The 21,165-nt window shown below is 73.3% G+C and carries 21 protein-coding genes; 5 read left to right on the plus strand and 16 right to left on the minus strand.

All coding sequences use genetic code 11. The features are described from left to right. Nucleotides 1-278: 278 nt before the first annotated feature. From E1281_RS20875 to E1281_RS20895, 5 genes are all read right to left on the minus strand, one after another. Nucleotides 279-872 carry a hypothetical protein gene (locus E1281_RS20875; RefSeq protein WP_131880716.1) on the minus strand — a complete coding sequence of 198 codons (594 nt, stop codon included), beginning with the start codon at nt 870-872 and terminating at the stop codon, nt 279-281. Between the two features lie 93 nt (nt 873-965). Further along, nucleotides 966-2,963 carry a threonine--tRNA ligase gene (gene thrS / locus E1281_RS20880; RefSeq protein ID WP_131880718.1) on the minus strand — a complete coding sequence of 666 codons (1,998 nt, stop codon included), beginning with the start codon at nt 2,961-2,963 and terminating at the stop codon, nt 966-968. A gap of 304 nt (nt 2,964-3,267) precedes the next feature. Then, complete coding sequence (locus tag E1281_RS20885) at nt 3,268-4,731, minus strand: sugar porter family MFS transporter (RefSeq protein WP_131880720.1); 1,464 nt, start codon at nt 4,729-4,731, stop codon at nt 3,268-3,270. 29 nt (nt 4,732-4,760) lie between these two features. Continuing rightward, entirely contained in the window at nt 4,761-5,426 is a 666-nt protein-coding gene (locus E1281_RS20890) for a class I SAM-dependent methyltransferase (RefSeq protein ID WP_131880722.1), read from the minus strand. Between the two features lie 26 nt (nt 5,427-5,452). Continuing rightward, nucleotides 5,453-6,598 carry an LLM class flavin-dependent oxidoreductase gene (locus E1281_RS20895; RefSeq protein ID WP_131880724.1) on the minus strand — a complete coding sequence of 382 codons (1,146 nt, stop codon included), beginning with the start codon at nt 6,596-6,598 and terminating at the stop codon, nt 5,453-5,455. A 164-nt stretch (nt 6,599-6,762) separates the two neighbouring features. Here E1281_RS20895 and E1281_RS20900 point away from each other — a divergent pair, with 164 nt between their 5' ends. Then, nucleotides 6,763-8,016, plus strand: a complete 1,254-nt coding sequence (locus E1281_RS20900; protein WP_131880726.1) for a sensor histidine kinase — start codon at nt 6,763-6,765, stop codon at nt 8,014-8,016. 25 nt (nt 8,017-8,041) lie between these two features. Beyond that, nucleotides 8,042-8,725 carry a response regulator transcription factor gene (locus E1281_RS20905; RefSeq protein WP_131880728.1) on the plus strand — a complete coding sequence of 228 codons (684 nt, stop codon included), beginning with the start codon at nt 8,042-8,044 and terminating at the stop codon, nt 8,723-8,725. Nucleotides 8,726-8,753: 28 nt separating this feature from the next. Here the strand turns inward: E1281_RS20905 and E1281_RS20910 are convergent, their stop codons facing one another. After that, complete coding sequence (locus E1281_RS20910) at nt 8,754-9,710, minus strand: NADPH:quinone oxidoreductase family protein (protein ID WP_131880730.1); 957 nt, start codon at nt 9,708-9,710, stop codon at nt 8,754-8,756. A 23-nt stretch (nt 9,711-9,733) separates the two neighbouring features. Further along, nucleotides 9,734-10,495, minus strand: a complete 762-nt coding sequence (locus E1281_RS20915) for an SDR family NAD(P)-dependent oxidoreductase (RefSeq protein WP_131880732.1) — start codon at nt 10,493-10,495, stop codon at nt 9,734-9,736. Nucleotides 10,496-10,542: 47 nt separating this feature from the next. On the opposite strand from E1281_RS20915, the gene E1281_RS20920 reads away from it, so the two are divergent. Further along, a complete protein-coding gene (locus E1281_RS20920; RefSeq protein WP_131880734.1) occupies nt 10,543-11,766 on the plus strand; it encodes an acyl-CoA dehydrogenase family protein in 1,224 nt (407 codons plus the stop codon). After that, nucleotides 11,763-12,593, plus strand: coding sequence for a TetR/AcrR family transcriptional regulator (locus E1281_RS20925; protein ID WP_243717182.1), 831 nt, complete (start codon nt 11,763-11,765; stop codon nt 12,591-12,593). The genes E1281_RS20920 and E1281_RS20925 overlap by 4 nt, the downstream gene beginning before the upstream one ends. An 89-nt stretch (nt 12,594-12,682) precedes the next feature. Here the strand turns inward: E1281_RS20925 and E1281_RS20930 are convergent, their stop codons facing one another. From E1281_RS20930 to E1281_RS20965, 8 genes are all read right to left on the minus strand, one after another. Further along, entirely contained in the window at nt 12,683-12,886 is a 204-nt protein-coding gene (locus E1281_RS20930; RefSeq protein ID WP_131880737.1) for a cold-shock protein, read from the minus strand. 198 nt (nt 12,887-13,084) lie between these two features. After that, the gene (gene kynU / locus E1281_RS20935; protein ID WP_131880739.1) at nt 13,085-14,350 is read right to left on the minus strand and encodes a kynureninase; all 1,266 of its coding nucleotides are present in this window, start codon (nt 14,348-14,350) and stop codon (nt 13,085-13,087) included. After that, nucleotides 14,347-15,408: an amidohydrolase family protein gene (locus E1281_RS20940; RefSeq protein ID WP_131880741.1), complete on the minus strand. Its 1,062-nt coding sequence runs from the start codon at nt 15,406-15,408 to the stop codon at nt 14,347-14,349. Before E1281_RS20940 ends, kynU begins: the two co-directional genes overlap by 4 nt. Beyond that, nucleotides 15,401-15,973 carry a 3-hydroxyanthranilate 3,4-dioxygenase gene (locus E1281_RS20945; RefSeq protein WP_131880743.1) on the minus strand — a complete coding sequence of 191 codons (573 nt, stop codon included), beginning with the start codon at nt 15,971-15,973 and terminating at the stop codon, nt 15,401-15,403. Before E1281_RS20945 ends, E1281_RS20940 begins: the two co-directional genes overlap by 8 nt. Continuing rightward, on the minus strand, nt 15,970-16,443 hold the full coding sequence (locus E1281_RS20950; RefSeq protein WP_131880745.1) for a RidA family protein: 474 nt from the start codon (nt 16,441-16,443) through the stop codon (nt 15,970-15,972). Before E1281_RS20950 ends, E1281_RS20945 begins: the two co-directional genes overlap by 4 nt. Then, nucleotides 16,443-17,186, minus strand: coding sequence for a fumarylacetoacetate hydrolase family protein (locus E1281_RS20955; RefSeq protein WP_131880747.1), 744 nt, complete (start codon nt 17,184-17,186; stop codon nt 16,443-16,445). Before E1281_RS20955 ends, E1281_RS20950 begins: the two co-directional genes overlap by 1 nt. Further along, nucleotides 17,186-17,971, minus strand: a complete 786-nt coding sequence (locus E1281_RS20960; protein ID WP_279433636.1) for a fumarylacetoacetate hydrolase family protein — start codon at nt 17,969-17,971, stop codon at nt 17,186-17,188. Before E1281_RS20960 ends, E1281_RS20955 begins: the two co-directional genes overlap by 1 nt. An 18-nt stretch (nt 17,972-17,989) precedes the next feature. Then, complete coding sequence (locus tag E1281_RS20965; RefSeq protein ID WP_131880751.1) at nt 17,990-19,426, minus strand: 2-hydroxymuconic semialdehyde dehydrogenase; 1,437 nt, start codon at nt 19,424-19,426, stop codon at nt 17,990-17,992. Between the two features lie 83 nt (nt 19,427-19,509). On the opposite strand from E1281_RS20965, the gene E1281_RS20970 reads away from it, so the two are divergent. After that, nucleotides 19,510-20,439: a LysR substrate-binding domain-containing protein gene (locus tag E1281_RS20970; RefSeq protein WP_131880753.1), complete on the plus strand. Its 930-nt coding sequence runs from the start codon at nt 19,510-19,512 to the stop codon at nt 20,437-20,439. Here E1281_RS20970 and E1281_RS20975 read toward each other — a convergent pair. Continuing rightward, nucleotides 20,426-21,165: alpha/beta hydrolase (locus E1281_RS20975; RefSeq protein WP_131880755.1), on the minus strand; the 740-nt coding region annotated here is incomplete at its 5' end. The two genes, E1281_RS20970 and E1281_RS20975, sit on opposite strands and share 14 nt — an antisense overlap.

Below are 21,165 nucleotides of genomic sequence, written 5' to 3' on the forward strand. Positions count from 1 at the left end.
CCCTTGATGTAGGCCATCCGGTGCGGGGTCCAGAGCCGCTGGAAGTTGTCGGGCGTGCCGGCGCCGCCCCTCTCCTCCTCGTAGCGGGGCACGCGCTCGTTCCCGGCACCGGGCGCGCCCTCGCGCCCCTGCTGCACCACGGACTCCTCCGGCTCTGCGCTCAACGCGGCGGTCTCCTTCTGCTCAGGGCCTGCCCAGCAGCATAGAGAGAGGCGGCCGGGGGGCCGAAGCCGGGATCCGGCGCCCCGGCCGCCGAACCGCCTCCGCGGCCGCCTCCCTCACGCCGCGGCGCGGGCGTAGCACGTCTGCATCGAGACCCCGACGGAGACCGTCGTGATCTTGACGCGCTCGACGAGCTGCGGCGAGAGGCCCCGGAAGTGGAACGTGTGCGGCCGGCCGCCCGGCACGGTGGTCTGCTGGGACTCCGGCGCCCGCCCGCGCAGCGCCAGCTCCGCGCGGATCGCCCCGCTGGACCCGACGGAGACGGCGACGTCCACACCGGTGCGGGTGGCGCGGTAGGACGCCGTCCCCTGCGGGCACCAGGTGATGCCCTCCGCGCCGCCCTGGTCGGGTATCTGCGGCCCGCCCCCCGGCCCGCCGGACGGGCCGGGGGGCTCCGGCCGCGCGCTGCCCTGCGGGACCGGGCCGGTCGGGGTGCCCAGCGGACCGGGTCCCCCCGGGCCGCCCGCCTGCCCGCCGGGCGCCGTCGACGCCGGGCTCGATCCCTGGGCTCCGGCGGTGCCGCCCTTCCCGTCGTCGAGCACCGGAAGGAGGAGGACCACCGCCGCGGCCGCCACCAGCGCGGTGGTGCCGGCGTAGCCCGCGATCCGGAGCAGGATCGACCGGGCCCGCCTCGGCCTCCTGGACTTCATCTCCGCCGCTCCCCGGTCGCGTGTGAGCGATGAGGCTACCAATACAGCGGGACGCGCACCGGCACACCGGCACGGCTCCGCGCGGGGTCCCGCTCAGATCTGGATGCGGGCCTCGACCGCCTTGACGATCTCCTCGACCGCGTCGGCGATCGGGACGCCGTTGCGCTGCTCGCCGCTGCGGTACCGGAACGACACGGCGTCCTTGTCCACGTCGTCGTCGCCCGCCAGCAGCATGTACGGGACCTTCTGCTTCTGCGCGTTGCGGATCTTCTTCTGCATCCGGTCGGCGGAGGTGTCGACCTCCACCCGGACGCCGCGCTCGCGCAGCCGCTCCGCGACCCTGTCCAGGTGCGGGACGTGGGCGTCGGCGATGGGGATGCCGACGGCCTGCACCGGTGCCAGCCACGGCGGCATCGCGCCCGCGTAGTGCTCCAGCAGCACGCCGAAGAACCGCTCGATCGAGCCGAACAGCGCCCGGTGGATCATGACGGGCCGCTGCCGGGTGCCGTCCGCCGCCTGGTACTCCAGGCCGAACCGCTTGGGCTGGTTGAAGTCGACCTGGATGGTGGACAGCTGCCAGGTCCGGCCGATGGCGTCCTTGGCCTGGACGGAGATCTTCGGTCCGTAGAAGGCCGCGCCGCCGGGGTCGGCGACGAGGTCGAGCCCGGAGTCGTCGGCGGCCTTGCGCAGCGCCTCGGTCGCCTCCTCCCAGTCGGCGGCGTCCCCGATGAACTTGGGCGAGTCGTCGCGGGTGGACAGCTCCAGGTAGAACTCGTCGAGGCCGTAGTCGCGCAGCAGGTCGAGGACGAAGGCGAGCAGGTCCTTCAGCTCGCCGCCCATCTGCTCCTTGGTGCAGTAGATGTGCGCGTCGTCCTGGGTCATGCCGCGGACGCGGGTGAGCCCGTGGACGACGCCCGACTTCTCGAACCGGTACACCGAGCCGAACTCGAACAGCCGCAGCGGCAGCTCGCGGTAGGAGCGCCCGCGCGCCCGGAAGACCAGGTTGTGCATGGGGCAGTTCATCGGCTTGAGGTAGTAGTCGCCGCCGTCGACCTCCATCGGCGGGAACATGTCGTCCTTGTACCAGCCGAGGTGCCCGGAGACGTCGAACAGGTCGCCCTTGGTGATGTGCGGGGTGTTGACGAACTCGTAGCCGCCCTCCTCGTGCCGCCTGCGCGAGTAGTCCTCCATCACGCGGCGGACGACGCCGCCCTTCGGGTGGAAGACGGCGAGGCCGCTGCCGATCTCGGGGGGGAACGAGAACAGGTCGAGTTCGGCGCCGAGCCTGCGGTGGTCGCGCTTCTCGGCCTCCTCCAGGAACCTCAGGTACTCGTCCTGCCGCTCCCGGGACTCCCACGCGGTGCCGTAGATCCGCTGGAGCTGCGGGTTCTTCTCGCTGCCCCGCCAGTAGGCGCCGCCGGCGCGCATCAGCTTGAACGCGGGGATGACGCGGGTGGACGGCAGGTGCGGGCCGCGGCACAGGTCCTTCCAGCGCAGGTCCCCGGACTTGGCGTCGAGGTTGTCGTAGATGGTCAGCTCGCCGGCGCCCACCTCGACGTCCGCGCCGTCGGCGGCGTCCCCGACGGCCCCCTCGGACGGGCCCGCGCCCTTGAGGCCGATCAGCTCCAGCTTGTAGGGCTCGCCGGCCAGCTCGTCGCGCGCCTCCTCGTCGGAGACGGCGCGCCGGGAGAACCGCTGCCCCTGCTTGACGATCTCGCGCATCCGCTTCTCGATGCGCTTGAGGTCGTCCGGGGTGAACGGCTCGGCGACGTCGAAGTCGTAGTAGAAGCCGTTCTCCACCGGCGGGCCGATGCCCAGCTTCGCGTCGGGGAACAGCTCCTGGACGGCCTGCGCCATCACGTGCGCGGCGGAGTGCCGCATGATCGCCCGGCCGTCGCCGGAGCCGATCTCGACGGGCTCGACGGCGTCGCCGTCGCGCAGCTCGCCGGCGAGGTCGCGCAGCTCGCCGTTCACCCTGGCGGCGATCACGGTGCGGCCGTCGGCGTCCAGTGCCCGGCCCGCGGTGGTGCCCGCCGGCACCGCCCGCTCGCTCCCGTCGAGGGTGATGCGCAGCTCAGACACGGTGGACACGGGTACTCCTCGCGGTATCGGTTGATGGTGTGGTGGCTCGGTGCCAGCGGGTTCCGATGCTATCGACTCGGGGTGTCCCCCGGACGCATCCGGCTCCATCGGCCGCTCCTCTCGTCGTGGAGGGCGCGGGACGACCCCGGAGACCGGCCCGGAAACGCGGCAGGGCCCCGGGATCGATCCCGGGGCCCTGCCGCGTGCAATGTCAGGACATGCCGCAGTCGCGCCGGGGTCGACCCGGCGTCGTCGTCTTGGACACGTGCGGCATACCACGACCTTATCCGACGGACGCGGCCACGGCGATGCATTACGCGCGTGCTCCGGGCGACGCGAGATCGTCCATGTCCTCCAGCTCGCGTCCCTTGGTCTCGGGGACGGCGCGCATGACGAACACGAACGCCAGGACGGCGAACAGCGTGTAGAGGCCGTAGGCCAACCCCAGGGAGACGCCCGAGATGGCGGGGAAGGTGGTGGTGATCACGAAGTTGGCGATCCACTGCGTCGCGGCGCCGACGGCGAGCGCCGCGGCGCGGATGAAGTTGTTGAACATCTCTCCGAGCATCACCCACACGACGGGCCCCCACGTCGCGGCGAACGAGGCGACGAAGGTGTTGGCGGCCACCAGCGCGATCGGCCCGGCGACGTCGCCGAGCGCCGGCTCGCCGTCCACCACGGGCGCGGTGGCGAAGCAGACGGCGAGCGCGGCGAGGGAGACCGCCATGCCCGCGGCGCCGCCGAGCAGCAGCCGGCGCCGCCCGATCCGGTCGATGAGCGCGATCGCGACGAGCGTGAACGCGACGTTGACCAGCGAGTTGATCACCGAGGTGAGCATCGCGTCGTCCTCGGAGAACCCGACCGACTGCCAGAGCGAGGTCGAGTAGTAGAAGATCACGTTGATGCCGACGAACTGCTGGAAGACCGACAGCAGGATGCCGACCCACACGATCGGCAGCAGGCCGAGCCTGGGGCCGCGCAGGTCGCGGAGCTTGACCGGACGGTCCTCGGCGAGCGAGCGCGCGATGTCGTCGATCTTCGCGTCCACCTCGGCCGGGACCATGACGCGCTTGAGCACCCGCCGGGCCTCGGCGGTCCGGTGCTTCTTCACCAGGTAGCGGGGCGACTCGGGAATGGCCAGCGCGATCGCCCCGTACAGGGCGGCGGGGACGATCTCGCTGGCGAACATCCACCGCCAGGCGGTGCCGCCCAGGGGGAACTCACCGGACGCGCCGCCGTCGGAGACGCGGGCGATGACGTAGTCGACGACCAGGGCCGAGAAGATCCCGAGGACGATCGCCATCTGCTGGAGCGAGCCGAGCCGGCCGCGCAGCCGGGCGGGCGCGATCTCGGCGATGTAGGCGGGCGCGATCACCGAGGCGGCGCCGATGGCCAGGCCGCCGACCAGCCGCCAGACGATCAGGTCGACCGGGCCGAAGGCCAGGGCCGAGCCGATCCCGCTGGCCACGAACAGCGCCGAGGTGATCAGCATCACCCGCACCCGGCCGATGCGGTCGCCGAGCGGTCCGGCGAACCAGGCGCCGGCGGCGCAGCCGAGCAGCGCCGAGGACACGACGAATCCGACGACGAAGGAGCCGAGGCCCCACTCCGACTCGATCGCGTCGACCGCCCCGTTGATCACCGACGAGTCGTACCCGAACAGGAGTCCGCCGACCGCGGCGGCGGTCGCGAGGAGGAAGGCGATGAGCACCGGGTTGGCGAGCCCGTCCTGCCGCCCGCCGCCTGGGGATCGCGCGTGTCCGCCGGATGAGGTCATGAAGCCCGATCTTCCCGTGGGCGTGGACCTTATGCGGGCGCGCCGCCCTCTCCGCTCGCCTCCGGCCGGTCGCGCGTCGCGATTCCGATGACGTGCGGGGAGGCCGGGTTGGCGCCCGAGGCGGGGAACTCGAAATGCCGCTCGTCCCGCACGGTGAACCCCGAGCGGGCGATCCATGCGTCGGTGGGGCGGGACACGTGGCACCCGCCCGCGAAGAACGGCCACACGACGTCGGCGTAGCGCTGGAACCGCACCTTCCCCGGTGTGCGCCCGCGGACGTGCTCGTAGTAGCGGAGCTCGCCTCCGGGCTTGAGGACCCGCCTCATCTCGCCCAGCACGCGGACGGGGTCGCGCACCGAGCACAGCACGAGGGACGCCACGACGACGTCGAACGAGGCGTCGCCGGCGTCGAGATCCTCGGCCATGCCCGGCCGCACCGTGACGGGGACGGGCGCGCCGGCGCCGAGCCGGCCGGCCCTGGCGCGCAGCCGCGGCTCGGGTTCGAGGGCGACGACCTCGGTGACCTCCGGCGGGTAGTGCGCGAAGTTGGCCCCGTATCCGGCGCCCACCTCCAGCACGCGGCCGGACGCGCCGGCGAGCAGCTCGGCGCGGTGCGCTTCGCCGCCGGCCTTCGCGGAGGCGGCGTCCAGCCGCGGGTAGAACCGGGCGAAGATCGGATGGTTCAGGTCGGTCATCCCCGCAGTGTCCGCCGCCCCGGCGATCACTGCAAGATCGCCACGTCCCGGCGGCGCAGCTCGGGCAGCACGCCCTCGCCGAACCAGTACGCCTCCTCCACGTGCGGGTAGCCGGACATGATGAACTCCTCGACGCCGAGCGCTGCGTACTCCTCGATCAGGCCGGCGACCTCGGCGTGGCTGCCGACCAGCGCGGTGCCGGCGCCGCCGCGGACGAGCCCGACCCCCGCCCACAGGCCGGGGTGGACCTCCAGATCCCGTGCGGAGGCGGAGCCGCCCGCGCGGAAGTCCTCGTGCAGCGTGCGCATCCGCTTCTGCCCGACCGAGTCGCTGGCCGACAGGGCCTGCTGGGCCTTCTCGACGTCCGCGGGGTCGAGGCCGTCCAGGAGCCGCTGCGCCTCCGCCCACGCGGCCTCGGACGTGTCGCGGCTGATGGTGTGGAGCCGGATCCCGAACCTGAGCCCGCGGCCGCGCGCGTCCGCGAGGCCGCGCATCCATGCGAGCTTCTGCGCGACCGGGGCGGGCGGCTCCCCCCACGTGAGGTAGGTGTCGGCGTGGCTCGCGGCGACGGGCCCGGCGGCCGGCGAGGAGCCGCCGAAGTAGATCTCCGGGAGCGGGTCCGGCGGCCGGGAGACGGTGGCGCCCTCGACGTGGTAGTGCTCGCCCTTGAGATCGAACGGCTCGCCGCTCCAGGCTCCGCGGACGATCCGCAGGAACTCCTCCGTCCGCGCGTACCGGGCCTCGTGCGGCAGATGGTCGCCGAACCGGCGCTGCTCGGCCGGCTCCCCGCCGGTGACGACGTTGAGCAGCAGCCTTCCGCCGGAGATCCGCTGGTAGGTGGCGGCCATCTGGGCGGCGAGGGTGGGCGAGACAGACCCGGGCCGGAACGCGACGAGGAACTTCAGCCGGGACGTCTCGCGCAGCAGCGCCGCGGTGACGAGCCAGGCGTCCTCGCACCAGGTGCCGGTCGGGGTCAGCACCGCCTCGAAGCCGAGCTGCTCGGCGGTCCGGGCGACCTGGGCGAGGTAGCCGATGTCCGGCGGCCGGATGCGGTCGGCCGTGCCCGGCCGCGGCGGGGGCTGCGCCACCCCGATGGGGACGACGTGGCCGCCGCCGATCAGTGCGCGGCTGTCGCCGGTCGTGGGGAGGAACCAATGGAAGCGGAGGGTCATGTGCCGCCCTTCGACGAAATCCCTATATAACAAGTCGAGAATGCATACTACATGCGGGGTGCGGCGCGGAGGCGCGGCGCGGGGGTGATACCAAGGAGGGCGGATACATCTCCCTCGGCGGGGGCACGCCTCCCCGGGCCGGGGCGTCCTAGGCTTCCGGTGAAATGAACGAACCAGACCGCATCGCGGCCGGGCACCGGCCCCGGCTGCTGGAAGGCGTCCGCTCCGCCCTCCTGCCCGGCGGGGACGAGCCGGCCGTCACCCTGCTGCCCGAGCGGAAGTCGCTGCGCCTGCCCATCCTCGGGGTCCTGCTCGCGCTGACGATCGGCTTCACGGGCGGGGCGATCGCGACCCCGATCGTGGTGGACGGCGTCCGCCCCGGGCTCGCCTGGCCGCTTGGGGTGCTGCAGGCGACGCCGCTGATCTTCGCGGCGCGCTGGCCGCTGGCCGCGTGGCGGCTGGCCGCGACCGGCATGCTGCTGACGGTCTTCGTCCGGCACGGGGACGGCTTCATGCCCTGGCCGGTCACCGCGATCCTCGCCATGATCGTCATCCTGTTCTTCACCGGGGTCGGCGCCGACCGGCAGACCACCCTCGGCGTCGGCGCGGTCACCATCGCGGGGGTGCTGACACCCGCCGTGGTGCTCGGCATGCCCGGCTGGTTCGGCATGATCCTCGCGGGTCTCGCGGCGGTGACGCTGACCTTCGGCGACGCGGTCGGCGGGCGGCACTCGGCCGTCGAGGAGCTGCGCCGGCGCGAGGAGCAGCACCGGCAGGACCTGGCCCGGCAGGCCGTCCTGGAGGAACGCGCCCGCATCGCACGCGAGCTGCACGACGTGGTGGCGCACCACATGTCGGTGATCGCGATGCAGGCGGAGGCGGCGCCCTTCAAGATCCCGGACCTGCCGGACGCGGCACGGCAGACGTTCGGGGTGGTGCGGGACTCGGCGCGCGAGGCCCTCACCGAGACGCGCCGCGTGGTGGGGCTGCTGCGCTCCGACGACGAGGACGCCGAACGCGCCCCGCAGCCCGGCCTGGACCGGCTGGACGAGCTGGTCGGCGCGGCCCGCGGCTCCGGCCTGTCGGTCGCGGTCGTCGTCGCCGGGATGCCGCGCCCGCTGAACGCGGGGGTCGACCTGTCGGCCTACCGGATCGTCCAGGAGTCGCTGAGCAACGCGTCCCGGTACGCGCCGGGCTCGCGGGTCCACATCGAGGTCAAGTACGGCTCGGAGACGCTCGGCGTGTCGGTCTCCGACGACGGCGCCCGCAGCGCGCCGGAGGAGTCGCACGGCGGCGGGCACGGGCTCGTCGGGATGCGCGAGCGCGTGACCATGCTCGGCGGCAGCCTGCGCGCGGGCCCGCGCGACGACGCCGGCTGGTCGGTCGCCGCCGAACTGCCCTACGGGGACCCGGGCTGATCTCCCGGCCCCGTAGGGTTGGCCCGTGACGATTCGGGTGCTGATCGCCGACGACCAGGTCATGATCCGCGACGGGCTCGCGGCGCTGCTGTCCTCCGATCCGGGGATCGAGGTGATCGGGCAGGCGGGCAACGGCCGCGAGGCGGTGGAGATGGCCCGCCGGCTCGACCCCGACGTGATCGTGATGGACATCCGGATGCCGGAGATGGACGGCCTCGCCGCCACCGCCGAGCTGATCGGCGACCCGCCCCCGGACGCCGACGACGTCGACCCGGCGGCGGCGCATCCGAAGGTGCTCATCCTCACCACGTTCGACCTCGACGAGTACGTCTACGAGGCGCTCGGCGCGGGGGCCAGCGGGTTCCTGCTGAAGGACGCGTCGGCGGCGGACCTGGTGAACGGCGTGCGGGTCGTGGCGGCGGGGGACGCGCTGCTGGCCCCGTCCATCACCCGGCGGCTGATCGGCGACTTCGCGCGGCGCCGGCGCCACCAGCGGCCGAGCCCGAAGGCGACCGCGGGCCTGACGCCGCGCGAGCTAGACGTGCTGCGGCTGATCGCGCGCGGGCTGTCCAACGCCGAGATCGCCGCCGAGCTGGTGCTGGCCGAGCAGACGGTCAAGACGCACGTCGGGCACGTGCTGACCAAGCTCGCCCTGCGCGACCGCACCCAGGCCGTCGTCTTCGCCTACGAGAACGGCCTCGTCGGCTAGCCGGGCCCGGCGGTCCCGTGGGCGCGGGCTAGCGGGACGGGTCGAGGACGAGCTTGCCGGTGGTGCGGCGGGCGCGCAGGTCCTCGTGCGCCCGCCTGGCGTCGGTGAGCGCGTACTCGCCGCCGCCGATCACGCGGAGCCGTCCGTCCGCGGCGAGGCCGAACAGCTCGTCGAGGGCCGCGCGCATCACGTCGCCCGGAAGCTGGAAGACGTGCGCCAGCCACATCCCCGCGATCGTGGTGGAGTGCGACATCAGGTTCGCGGGGCGGACGGGCGAGGGCTCCTGCCGCGACGCCATGCCGTAGAAGGCGAGGCGCCCGAACGGGGCGAGGGCCCGCAGGCTCTGGTCGGTGACCGTGCCTCCCGTCATCTCCAGGACGGTGTCCACGCGGCGGCCGCCGTTGGCGTCGATCAGCGCGTCCTTGAGGTCGGGCTCGGCCGCGTCGACCGCGGCGTCGGCGCCGAGTTCCAGGGCCAGGTCGCGCTTGTCCTTCGACGAGGCGGTGGCGATGACGCGCCCGGCGCCCCAGGCCTTGGCGAGCTGGACGGCGAGGGTCCCGACGCCGCCCGCGGCGGCGTGCACGACGACGGACTCGCCGGGCGCGAGGTGGACGCTGCGGCGCAGCAGCACCCACGCCGACGCGCCCTGGATGACCATGCCCAGGGCGGTGACGTCGTCGATGGCGTCCGGGACGTCCCACGCGAGGGCCTCGGGCGCGACGGCCTTCTCCGCGTAGCCGCCGGTGCCGACGAGGGCGACGACGCGGCGGCCGTCCGCGGCGGTCCCGACCACCTCACCGCCCGGCACCAGCGGCAGCGTGGTCTCCGACAGGTAGCTGTTCTCGGCCTGGTGGGTGTCGGCGTAGTTGACCCCCGCCCGCGAGATGTCGACGACCAGGTGCCCCGGCCCGGCCGCCGGGTCGGGCAGCTCGGCGACGTTCAGCACTTCGGGCCCGCCGAACTCGGTGATCTGGATCGCTCGCATGACTCTCCTGTCGCGTGTGCGGCCTAGCGGGGCCCGGGGACGCCGCGGAACTTGAACGGCTCGGACGGGCGCCCCGGCACCACGTACCAGGCCTCGCCTGCGCCGTCGGCGTTCAGGATGCGCATGAACGCCTCGACGACGTCGTCCACGGGCAGGATCGGGAAACCGCTCTCCTGAAGCTGCCCCTTCATCGGGATGAGTATGTCGGTGTCGGCGAACGAGGGGCACAGCGCGTTCACCCGGATCCCCTCCCCCGCCAGCGTCGGGCCCAGCGCGCGGACGAGCCCGACCACGGCCGCCTTGTTCGCGCCGTAGACGGGGTCGAACGGCGTCGCGGTCAGCGCGGCCATGCTGGCGGTGGCGACGATGTGACCGCCGCCGCGGGCGCGGAGCGCGGGCAGCGCGGCGTGCACGCCGAAGAAGACGCCGTCGAGGTTGATGCCGATGGCCCGCCGGTAGGCGGCGAGGTCGAAGTCGTCGCCCACGCCGCCGCCACCGGCGACTCCGGCGTTGAGGAACGCCACGTCGAGCCCGCCGAAACGCTCCACGGCCGCCGCGACGGCGGCCTCGCTCTCGGCGGGTTCCCGGACGTCGCAGCGGACGAAGGCGCCGTCCAGCTCCCCGGCGAGCGCGGTCCCGGCCTCGGCGTCGACGTCGGCGAGGACGATGCGGGAGCCCTCGCGGGCCAGCCGGCGCGCCACCGCCGCCCCGATCCCGTTCGATCCGCCCGTGACCAACGCGACCTTGCCCGTGCCGTCGAAGCCCGTGTCGCCGGACGCCGCCATGGGGGACTCCCTCCCGAAGTAACTGACTCGTCAGTTACTCTAGCGGAATGGACTTCGGTTTGAGCGAGCGCGCCCAGGAACACCTCGGCCGCCTCCAGGAATTCATGGACTCCCACGTCTACCCGGCGGAGCCGGTGTACGCGGCCCAGCGGGCGGAGCTGCGCGCCGCGGGGCGGGAGCACCACCTCCCCCAGATCGTGGAGGACCTCAAGGTCGAGGCCCGCAAGCGCGGTCTCTGGAACCTCTTCCTGCCCGACAGCGAGGACCCCGCGCACGGCCTCTCGGTCACCGACTACGCCTCGCTCGCCGAGATCACGGGCCGCTCCCTCGAGCTGGCGCCCGAGGCCACCAACTGCGCGGCCCCCGACACCGGCAACATGGAGGTCCTGCACCTGTTCGGCACGCCGGAGCAGAAGGACCGGTGGCTGACCCCGCTGCTGAACGGGGAGATCCGCAGCGCGTTCGCGATGACCGAGCCGGACGTCGCCAGCTCCGACGCCCGCAACATCTCCACCCGCATCGAGCGGGACGGCGACCACTACGTGATCAACGGCCGCAAGTGGTGGATCACCGGCGCCGCCGACCCGCGGTGCAAGATCATGATCCTGATGGGCAAGACCGCCCCGGACGGGCACCCGTACCGGCAGCAGTCGATGGTGCTGGTGCCGTTCGACACGCCCGGCGTGGAGGTCGTCCGGCCGCTGCCGGTGTTCGGCTACCAGGACCAGCACGGGCACTGCGAGATCCGCTTCACCGACGTCCGCGTCCCGGTGGAGAACCTCGTCGGCGAGGAGGGCGGCGGCTTCGCCATCGCCCAGGCGCGCCTCGGGCCCGGCCGCATCCACCACTGCATGCGGGCCATCGGCGCGGCCGAGCGGGCGCTGGAGATGATGTGCGAGCGCGCCCTGTCCCGGGAGGCGTTCGGCGGGCCGCTGGCCAAGCAGGGCGTGGTCCGCCAGCAGATCGCCGAGTCGCGGATGGCGATCGAGCAGGCCCGGCTGCTCACGCTGAAGACCGCCTGGCTGATCGACAAGCACGGCGTCCAGGCCGCCCGCTCGGAGGTCGCGGCGATCAAGGTCATCGCGCCGCGGGTCGCGCTGGAGGTCGTCGACACCGCGATCCAGATGCACGGCGGCGCCGGCGTCAGCGACGACACCCCGCTCGCCGCGATGTGGGCGGGCCTGCGCACCCTGCGGCTCGCCGACGGCCCCGACGAGGTCCACGTCCGTTCCGTCGCCCGCGCCGAGCTGGGCAAGTACAGCACCGCATGACCGACGGCACGGGGGAGGCCGGGCGGGACGGGGCGGCGTCCGGCGGGCCGGTACCGGGCACGCCGGTGCAGGGCGCGCCGGTGCAGGGCACGCCGGTGCAGGGCACGCCGGCGTCCGACGGCGCGGGGACCGGTGGCGCCGTACCGGGCGAGCCTGTGCCCGGCCCGGCCGGGCCGGGCGTGCGGCGGCGGATGCCGTACGCCCGGCGGCGCGAGCAGCTGCTCCAGGTGGCGCTGGAGGAGTTCGGCCGCCGCGGCTACCACCTGACGCAGATGGAGCACGTCGCCGCGGCGGCGCAGGTGTCCAAGGCGCTGCTGTACCAGCACTTCACGTCGAAGGAGGAGCTGTTCGCCGAGGTCACCGAGGCGATCGTCGCCGAGCTGACCGCCCGGCTCAACGAGTCCGTGCTCGCCACGCACGGCTCGCCGGACGGCATCCGCGCCATGATCCGGGTGCTGTTCGACTACGCCACGGCGGAGCCGGACGCGTGGGCGCTGGTGATCCGGCACCTCGACAAGCCCGACGACATCGGGCTGGGGTTGCGCGAGCTGCGCGACCGCCTCGGCGGCGCGTTCGCCGACCTGCTCCTGCGCCGCCGCCGCGCCGACCCGGCGATCTCTCCGGCGGCGCTGGCGGTCAACGAGCACCGCGCGCGGCTGCTCGTCCCCCTGATGTACGGGTCGATGCTGTCGATGGTCTCGTGGTGGCTGGAGCATCCCGACACCCCGCGCGACCGCGCGGAGCAGATGGCCATGGAGTTCATCTGGCTCGGGCTCGACCGGCTGCGGACCGGCGAGCGGCTGCCCCGGGACCAGGACCGGGAGTAGGGCCGGGAACGGGAACAGGAAAGGCCGGGGACGGTGAACGTCCCCGGCCTGACACGTGTGTCACGCGTGCCGATCCCGCAGAGCGGCGTTTAGAGCGGGGAGACGCCCTCGGCCTGGGGGCCCTTCTGGCCCTGCGTGATCTCGAACGTGACGCGCTGGTTCTCGTCCAGGCTGCGGTACCCGCTGCTGGCGATCGCCGAGTAGTGGACGAACACGTCCGGGCCGCCGCCGTCGGGCGCGATGAACCCGAAGCCCTTCTCGGCGTTGAACCACTTCACGGTGCCTTCGGCCATGGTCTTTCTTCTCCTCTGGGTGTAACCCACCGGGCCGCCGGGCGGCGGACCGGGCTGCAAGCGGACTCATCTCACGTCCGCCGGTCGCCCGGAGAAAACGCTTCGAGACTGCCTGGCGTCCGGCCGGCCGGGCCGGGCGCCATCGTGCAACGACCACGAACCTACCCGATGACGCGCCGCCCCATGCACCGGACACTCCTAAACAAGATCTCCCAGTGCCTCGGCGGCGCGGTGGCAGTCGTGGAACGTGCAGTACAGCGGTACGGGAGCGAGCCGCAGGATGTCGGGCTCGCGGGCGTCGGCGACCACCCCGTGGCGCCGCGCGAGCCGCCGGACCAGCCCGCCCGCGTCGTCCACCCGCAGCGACAGCTGGGCGCCGCGCGCCGCCGGATCGGCCGGGGTGACGATCCGGGCGCCGGTCGCGGCGAGCCGGGACGCCAGGTAGCCGGTGAGCCGTTCGCTCCTGGCGCGCAGCGGCTCCATCCCGACCCGGTCGAAGATCTCCAGGGAGGCCAGCACGGGGGCGAGCGCCAGGATGGGCGGGTTGGACACCTGCCACGCGTCGGCGGAGGCGGGCGGCGCGATGTCGGGGTCCATCCGGAACCGGACGGCCGGGTCGGTGCCCCACCAGCCCGACAGCCTCGGGAGCAAGGCGTCCCGGACGTGCCTCTCGTGGACGAAGCAGCCCGCGACCGCCCCCGGGCCGGAGTTCAGGTACTTGTAGGTGCACCAGGCGGCGAAGTCGACGTCCCAGTCGTGCAGGCGCAGCGGGACGTTCCCGGCGGCGTGCGCGAGGTCCCAGCCGACGGCCGCCCCCGCCGCGCGTCCCGCCTTGGTGATCGCGGCCATGTCCATGAGCTGGCCGGTCAGGTAGTTGACGCCGCCGAGCAAGAGGAGCGCGACCGTGCCGCCCTCGCGTTCGAGGAACGCGACGACGTCCTCGGTGCGCAGGTTGTCCTCGCCGGGCCGGGGCTTCAGCCGCACGACCGCCGCGGCCGGGTCCAGCCCGTGGTGGACGGCCTGCCCGGCGACGGCGTAGGAGTCGGACGGGAACGCCGAGTCCTCGACGACGATGCGGGTGCGGGCCCCGGCCGGCCGGTAGAAGCTCGCCATCATCAGGTGCAGGTTGACGGTGAGCGAGTTCATCGCGACGACCTCGTGCGGCAGCGCGCCGACGAGGCGGGCCGCGGGCTCGCGGAGCAGCTCGTGGTAGGCCACCCAGGGGCGGCGGCCCTCGGTGTGGGCCTCGACGGCGAGCCGCGCCCAGTCGTCCAGCTCCTCGCGGAGGCGCCCGGCGACGCTCCTCGGCTGGAGCCCGAGGGAGTTTCCGGCGAAGTACGCGGCCTCCTCGAACGTCCCGCCGGGGGCGGGCGGGACGAGGAACTCGCGGCGCAGCGCGGGCAGCGGATCGTTCTCGTCGAGGCGCCGGGCCTCGTCCTCGGCCGTCACGGCGTCCCTTCTCACGGTGTGATCCCGGCGGCGGCCGGACTCGCCGGCGTCCGGGCGGCGGCTCCGGCGGGGCCGAAGAACGCCTGCGCGTTGCCGCCGAGCAGCATGGCGCGTTCGCCGGCGTCCAGGCCGGGGCACGCCCGGATCGTCGCGCCGGGCTCCTCCTCCCCCAGCGGGAACGGGTAGTCGCTCCCGAGCATCACCCGCTCCGCGCCCATCACGTCGACGAGCAGCCGGAGCGCCCGCGGGTCGAACACGGCGGAGTCGACGTGGAACCTGTCGACGTACTCCGACGGCGGGCGCGGCGAGTCGGCGCGGACGATGTCGCGCCGGCGCCAGGCGTTGTCGGCCCGCCCGAGCAGGAACGCGAAGCTTCCGCCGCCGTGGCAGAAGCACAGCCGCAGAGAAGCCGGGATCCGCTCGAACGCGCCCGACAGCATCAGCCCGAGGATGCTCAGCTGCGTCTCGGCGGGCATCCCGGACAGCCACGGCAGCATGTGGCCGCGCATCCGTTCCGCGCCGAGCATGTCCCACGGGTGCACCAGGACCGGCAGCCCGATCCGGGCGCAGTGCGCGAGGAACGCGGTGATCCCCTCGTCGTCGAGGTTGCGGTCGCCGACATGGTTGCCGATGTGCACGCCGCGGTGCCCGGCCGCCGCCGCCCGCGTCGCGACGTCGCAGGCCAGCGCCGGGTCCTGGAGCGGTACCTGGCACAGCGGCAGCAGCCGGTCCGGCGCGTCCGCGCAGAACGCCAGGATGCGCTCGTTCACCAGCTCGCACCAGTCGGCGGCCCGGGACGGCTCGGCCGCGTACCCGAACATCAGCGGGGTGGACGCGAGCGCCTGGACGTCCACGCCCGCGGCGTCCATGTCGGCGAGGCGCCTGGCGGGCTCCCAGAGCGCGTCCCCCACGGGCCGGTACTCGTCGTCCCCGGACATCATCATGCCGGTGCCGCCGCCGTCGACGCGCAGCCACGGCTCCCCCTCGCCGGCGAGCAGGCGGCCCTCGGCGCGGCCGATCCGCGGGAAGACGTGGGTGTGGACGTCGATGACCGCCCCTGGCCCGTCAAACACGGGGTGCCGTGGTCGGGGTCATGGTCCGGGGCCACGTCCTGCCCGGGTGGACCGCACCGCAGTTCGGGCATTCGCGGCCGCTGCCGTAGAAGCCCTCGAAGACCGGCGGCAGGTCGTCCACGATCGAGGCGACCTGCAGCTCGGCGCGGTGGACGAGGCGGTGGCACTCGGTGCAGTACCACTCGAACGCCTCGCGCAGCCCCTCCGGCCGCGGGATCTCGACGACGAGCCCGATCGACCCGGCCTCGGGCCGCTGCGGCGAGTGCCGCACGTGCGGCGGCAGCAGGAAGACGTCGCCCTCGTTGATCTGCAGGTCCGTCGGCGGGCGGCCCTCCTCCTCCATGACGCGCAGGACCATGTTGCCCTTGAGCTGGTAGAAGAACTCCTCGGTCGGGTCGTCGTGGAAGTCGGTCCGCTGGTTGGGACCGCCGACCACCATGATGATCAGGCCGGCCTCCTCGAACACCTGGACGTTGCCGACCGGCGGCTTGAGCAGGTCGCGGTGCTCGTCGATCCAGGCCTCGAAGTTGAACGGCGTTCCGAACGAGAGCTGCGGCAGTGTCATGTTCCGGCCTCCTTACCGGGCGTGCGCTCACCGGGCGTGCGCTCACGGGGCCCGCCGTCCTCGGGAATGTGCGCCACGCACGAGATCTCGACGAGCAGGTGCGGGTGTGGGAGCTGGTGGACGGCGACGGTGGTGCGGGCGGGGCCGGTCTCGTCGAAGTACTCGCCGTAGACCTCGTTGTACCCGCCGAAGTCGTTCATGCTGACCAGGTAGGCGGTGACGCTGACGATGTCGGGGAGCCCTCCGCCGGCCGCGTCGAGGAGGTCGCCGATGTTCTCGATGACGGCGCGGGTCTGCGCCCGGATGTCGAGGTCGGTGACGCCCATCGCGTCGGCGCTCGCCCCGGCGAACGTCCCGTCGGGGCGGCGTGAACTCGTCCCGGACACGAACACGAAGTCACCGGCCCGCTTGACGTGGGGGAACCGGCCGCGCGGTGCGGCCTTGCCCTCCACGAGGATCGCGTCGCCCATCACGTCGTCACCTCCACCGACCCCAGGCCCGCGCCTGTGACGCGGACGTGCGCGTCCTTCGGGAGCGGGACGGCGGCCGTGGCGGCGCCCGCCAGGACGATCCAACCGGGTTCGAGCTTCATTCCCGCGCCGAGCGCGAGCCGGGCCGCCGCCCGCAGCGACCGCGCCGGGTCGCCGAGGATGGCGGCGGACGAGCCGGTCTGCACCGGGCGCCCGTCGATCTCCACGAGCAGCCCGGTGTTCGACACGTCGCGGGGGGCGTGCCAGGCCCCGAACCCGAACCGCGCGGCGGACGCGTTGTCGGCGATCACGTCCGGGAGCGTGAACCTGAAGTCGGCGAACCGGGAGTCGAGCACCTCGAACCCGACCGCGACACCGGCGACGGCGGTCTCCACCTCGGCGGCGGAACGGACCTCCCGCCCGATCAGGTAGGCGATCTCGGGCTCGATCCGCGGGTGGATGAGACGCGAGACGTCCACGGACGACTCGGCGAGCATCCGGTCGGTGAGCAGGCCCCAGATGACGTCGTCGACCCCCATCTGCACCATCTTGGCCCGGCTGGTGAAGCCCATCTTCACCCCGGCGAGCCGCTCGCCCCGCTGGCGCCGCAGCTTGATCCCGGCGCGCTGGACCGCGTAGGCGGCCGCCACGTCGAACGGCGTCCTCTCGGTCAGCCTGGGGATCGCCCGGACGTCCCGGGCGGCCTCGTCCAGCGTCGCCGCGAGCCCGTTCACATCCACCATCAGCCCTCCTCCTTGCCGAACGCGACGCGCACATCGCCCAGACCGTCGATGCGGGCCTCGAACACGTCGCCGGGCGCGGCCGGGACCACGGGGCCGAGCGCGCCGGTCAGCACGGTGTCGCCGGCGCGCAGCGGGCGCCCGACGCGGGCGAGCGTGTCGGCGAGCCACAGCGCCGCGTTCAGCGGATGCCCGAGGCAGGCGGCGCCGTTGCCGGTGGAGGCCTGCTCGCCGCGCCGCTCCATGACCATCCCGCAGAGGCGCAGGTCGACGTCCCTGAGGAGGACGGGCCGGTTGCCCAGCGCGTACATTCCGGACGAGGCGTTGTCGGCGACGGTGTCGGCGAGCGTGATGTCCCAGTCGCGGACCCGGCTGCCGACGACCTCGATCGCCGGCAGCGCGAACGCGGTCGCGCGGATGACGTCGGCGGCGGTGTGCCGCTCGTGGGTCAGGTCGTGCTCCAGCACGAGCGCGACCTCGGCCTCGGCGCGCGGCTGCAGCACCGCGCCCGCGGGGATCTCCTCCCCGTCGGGGACGGCCATGTCGGCGAACAGCATCCCGAAGTCGGGGCTGTCCACGCCGATCTGCGCCTGGACGGCGCGCGACGTCAGGCCGATCTTGCGCCCGGCGAGGCGGCGGCCGTCGCGGAGCCAGCGCTCGGTCAGCCGGTCCTGGACGGCGTAGGCGTCGTCGGCGGCGCCGATCAGGTCGCGGACGGGTTCGCACGGCGCGCCGGACGCGTAGGCGCCGAGGAGCCGCTCGGCGGCGGTGTCGATGTTCGAGGTCACGGGGCTCGCTCTCAGCTCTCAGATCTGGATGCACACGTTGACGGGCTCCGAGAAGAAGTCCAAGGAGTACTCTCCCCCTTCACGCCCGATCCCGGACGCTTTGACACCGCCGAACGGGGTGCGGAGATCGCGCAGGTTCCAGCAGTTCACCCAGACGATCCCGGTCTCGATGCGCGGCGCCACGCTGTGCGCCCTGGACAGGTCCCGCGTCCACATCGTCGAGGCGAGCCCGTAGGGGCTGTCGTTGGCGAGGGCGAGGGCCTCGTCCTCGGTGTCGAACGGCGCGACGTGGCAGACCGGGCCGAAGATCTCCTCCTTGACCGTGCGGGCCGTCTCCGGGAGACCGGTGAGGACGGTCGGCTGGACGTGGAAGCCGCCGTCGCGCGCGTCCCCGAACTCCGGTGCGCCGCCGCCCGCCACGAACTCGGCGCCCTCTTCGCGGGCGAGGCGGTAGTACGAGAGGACCTTGTCCCTGTGCTCGGCGGAGATCATCGGCCCGTAGCCGTCGAGCGCTCTCGCGCGCTCGCCGAGCCGTGCGACGAACTCGTCGAAGACCGGGCGTTCGACGTAGACGCGTTCGGTGCACAGGCAGATCTGGCCGGAGTGGGTGAACGACGAGCGGACCGTCCCGTCCACGGCGGCGTCGAGGTCGGCGTCGGCGAAGACGAGCGCGGGGTTCTTGCCGCCCAGCTCGAACGACAGCGGCGTGACGTGGTCGGCGGCGTTGCGCATGATCGCGGCGCCGGTGGCGGACTCGCCGGTGAAGGCGATCGCGTCCACGCCCGGATGGCCGGTGAGGAACTCGCCCGCCGCTCCCGCGCCGTGCCCGTGCACCAGGTTGAACACACCGTCCGGAAGCCCGGCTTCGTCGATCACCCGGGCGAGCAGCGTCGCGGTGGACGGCGTCTCCTCGGACGGCTTGAGCACCACGGTGTTGCCGCACGCCAGGGCGGGGGCGATCTTCCAGGTCGACAGGAGCAGCGGGAGGTTCCACGGCGAGATGATCGCCACGACGCCCAGCGGCCGCCGCACCGTGTAGTTGAGCGCCTCCCCCGTCCCGGAGCTCCACCCGGGGACCTGAGTCATGTGGGCCCGCTCTGGACGCCCGTAGAGCAGGTCGGCGTAGGCGCGGAAGTTGCCGACGGCCCTCGGGACGTCCACGGTGGACGCGAAATCCCTGGATCTCCCGGTGTCGGCGACCTCGGCGTCGACGAACTCCCCGAAGCGCGCCTCGATCCCGTCGGCGACGGACCTCAGTGCGGCGACCCGCTCCTGCACGCCCGTCGCGCCCCAAGCCCCCTTGAGGGCGGCCCGCGCCGCGGTCACGGCGCCGTCCACGACGTCCTGCGTGGCCTCCGGGACGGTCCCCAGCTCGGAGCCGTCCGCGGGCGCGATGAGCGGAAAGGACGTCCCGTCCGAACGGAAGACCCCGCCGACGTAGTGTTCGGCCTTCATGATTCGATCCTCCGCCCCCGAGCTATGCCTGACAAATACCAATCGACCATGGAGCCATCACAGGTCTGTGATAGCAAGTGGGCATGCGTCCGATCGACCTGCTCAACGGACGGCTGAAGCTCCGCCACCTGGTCCTCGTCGTCGCGATCGCCGACCAGGGCAGCGTCCTGCGCGCCGCCGAGCACCTGCGCCTGGCGCAGCCCGCCGTCACGCGGAGCCTGCGGGAGTTGGAGAACCTCCTCGGCGTCGAGTTGTTCACCCGCGGCCCGCGCGGCGTGACGCCGACCCTGTTCGGGGACGTGTTCATCGAACACGCCCGCGCAGTCCTGGCCGAGCTGCGCCGCGCGGGCGAGCGCATCTCCGGCCTGGCGGACGGCGAGGTCGGCACGGTCACCGTCGGCACCCTCCTCGCCGGTTCGAACGTACTGCTCCCCCGCGCGATCGCCGCCCTGAAGGAGGACCGCCCCGGCATCACGGTGATCGTCCAGGAGGCCACGTTCGACGCGCTGGTCCCCCGGTTGCTGGACGGCGAGACCGATTTGATCCTCGGCCGCCTCAACCCCATCGACGACCTGCGCGGCCTCCGCCAGATCACCCTGTACGGCGAGCCGGTCGAGCTGGTCGCCCGCCACGGCCACCCGGCCCGCTCCCGGCCCGGCCTCGTTCTCGCCGACCTGCTCGACTACCCGTGGGTGCTCCCGCTGGAGCAGACCGCGCTGCGCACCGAACTGGAGCAGGTGTTCCGCGCCTCGGGGCTCGCCATGCCGCGGAACCTGGTGGAGTGCACCTCGGTGCTGACCGTCCGCACGCTGGTCCGCGACACCGACATGATCGCCGCGCTGCCCGAACTCGTCGCGCGGACGGACGGCGAGATCGCGCCGCTGCCGGTGCCGCTGGAGACCGTCCGCCGCCAGGTGGGCGTCACGCTGCCCGCACACCGCGCCCCGACCCCGTCGGCCCGGCTGATGCTCGACCGCCTCCGCCGCGAGGCCGCCGCGCTCACCGCGGGATGAGGTCGAGCAGGGCCTTGCCGAGCCCCGAACCCGGGTCGGCCAGGTCGAGGACGACATCGAAGTGATCGCGGCCGGGCACGATCATCAGCTCGCCGGGCCCCCACTCCGGCTGGAACAGCCGCGTCTGCTCCACGAACCCGTCGCCGTCGTCCTCCGCGACGGCGAAAACGGCCGGGCACCGGTACTCCGCGGGCAGCAGCGCGGGACTCAGCGCCGCCGCCCGCTCCAGATCCAGCCGGACGTACTCGTTCACATAGACGCGAGTGATGGGACGGATGTCGAACAACCCGCTGACCGGCATCGCGGCCTTGACCACGTCCGCGGGCAGCCCGAGAGCGTCCTGCCAGCCACCGGCCATCGTCATCCCTGTCAGGTGACCGCCCGCCGAACTGCCACCGACCACGATCCGCTCGGGATCGAGCCCGTGCTCGCGCCCGTGGCGGTACACCCACGCGACGGACGCCCGCACCTGCCGGACGATCTCCTCCAGTGACGCCTTCGGGGCAAGCGTGTAGTCGGGCACCACGGTGGCGACGCCCTGCTCGTGGAGCATCCGGGCCATGAACGACGACACGTCCCGCGACAGCGCCATCCAGTAGCCACCGTGCAGGAACACGAACACGGGCCGCAGCCCTCCGCCGGTACCCCAGACGTCCAGCCGCTCCCCGCTCACCTCGTCGTAGACGATCCCGGCCCGCCCGGAAAGCCCCTCAACGGCCCGCACAG

Origin of the sequence: Actinomadura sp. KC345 (assembly GCF_004348515.1) — a bacterium.
In the GTDB taxonomy this organism is placed as follows: Bacteria; Actinomycetota; Actinomycetes; order Streptosporangiales; family Streptosporangiaceae; genus Spirillospora.

Bases quoted from the DNA above. Each gene is read 5' to 3' on its own strand.
- E1281_RS20875 (WP_131880716.1), bottom strand. From the start codon at position 872: ATGAAGTCCAGGAGGCCGAGGCGGGCCCGGTCGATCCTGCTCCGGATC.
- E1281_RS20885 (WP_131880720.1), bottom strand. From the start codon at position 4,731: ATGACCTCATCCGGCGGACACGCGCGATCCCCAGGCGGCGGGCGGCAG.
- E1281_RS20890 (WP_131880722.1), bottom strand. From the start codon at position 5,426: ATGACCGACCTGAACCATCCGATCTTCGCCCGGTTCTACCCGCGGCTG.
- E1281_RS20895 (WP_131880724.1), bottom strand. From the start codon at position 6,598: ATGACCCTCCGCTTCCATTGGTTCCTCCCCACGACCGGCGACAGCCGC.
- E1281_RS20900 (WP_131880726.1), top strand. From the start codon at position 6,763: ATGAACGAACCAGACCGCATCGCGGCCGGGCACCGGCCCCGGCTGCTG.
- E1281_RS20910 (WP_131880730.1), bottom strand. From the start codon at position 9,710: ATGCGAGCGATCCAGATCACCGAGTTCGGCGGGCCCGAAGTGCTGAAC.
- E1281_RS20915 (WP_131880732.1), bottom strand. From the start codon at position 10,495: ATGGCGGCGTCCGGCGACACGGGCTTCGACGGCACGGGCAAGGTCGCG.
- E1281_RS20920 (WP_131880734.1), top strand. From the start codon at position 10,543: ATGGACTTCGGTTTGAGCGAGCGCGCCCAGGAACACCTCGGCCGCCTC.
- E1281_RS20925 (WP_243717182.1), top strand. From the start codon at position 11,763: ATGACCGACGGCACGGGGGAGGCCGGGCGGGACGGGGCGGCGTCCGGC.
- E1281_RS20930 (WP_131880737.1), bottom strand. From the start codon at position 12,886: ATGGCCGAAGGCACCGTGAAGTGGTTCAACGCCGAGAAGGGCTTCGGG.
- E1281_RS20945 (WP_131880743.1), bottom strand. From the start codon at position 15,973: ATGACACTGCCGCAGCTCTCGTTCGGAACGCCGTTCAACTTCGAGGCC.
- E1281_RS20950 (WP_131880745.1), bottom strand. From the start codon at position 16,443: ATGGGCGACGCGATCCTCGTGGAGGGCAAGGCCGCACCGCGCGGCCGG.
- E1281_RS20955 (WP_131880747.1), bottom strand. From the start codon at position 17,186: ATGGTGGATGTGAACGGGCTCGCGGCGACGCTGGACGAGGCCGCCCGG.
- E1281_RS20965 (WP_131880751.1), bottom strand. From the start codon at position 19,426: ATGAAGGCCGAACACTACGTCGGCGGGGTCTTCCGTTCGGACGGGACG.
- E1281_RS20970 (WP_131880753.1), top strand. From the start codon at position 19,510: ATGCGTCCGATCGACCTGCTCAACGGACGGCTGAAGCTCCGCCACCTG.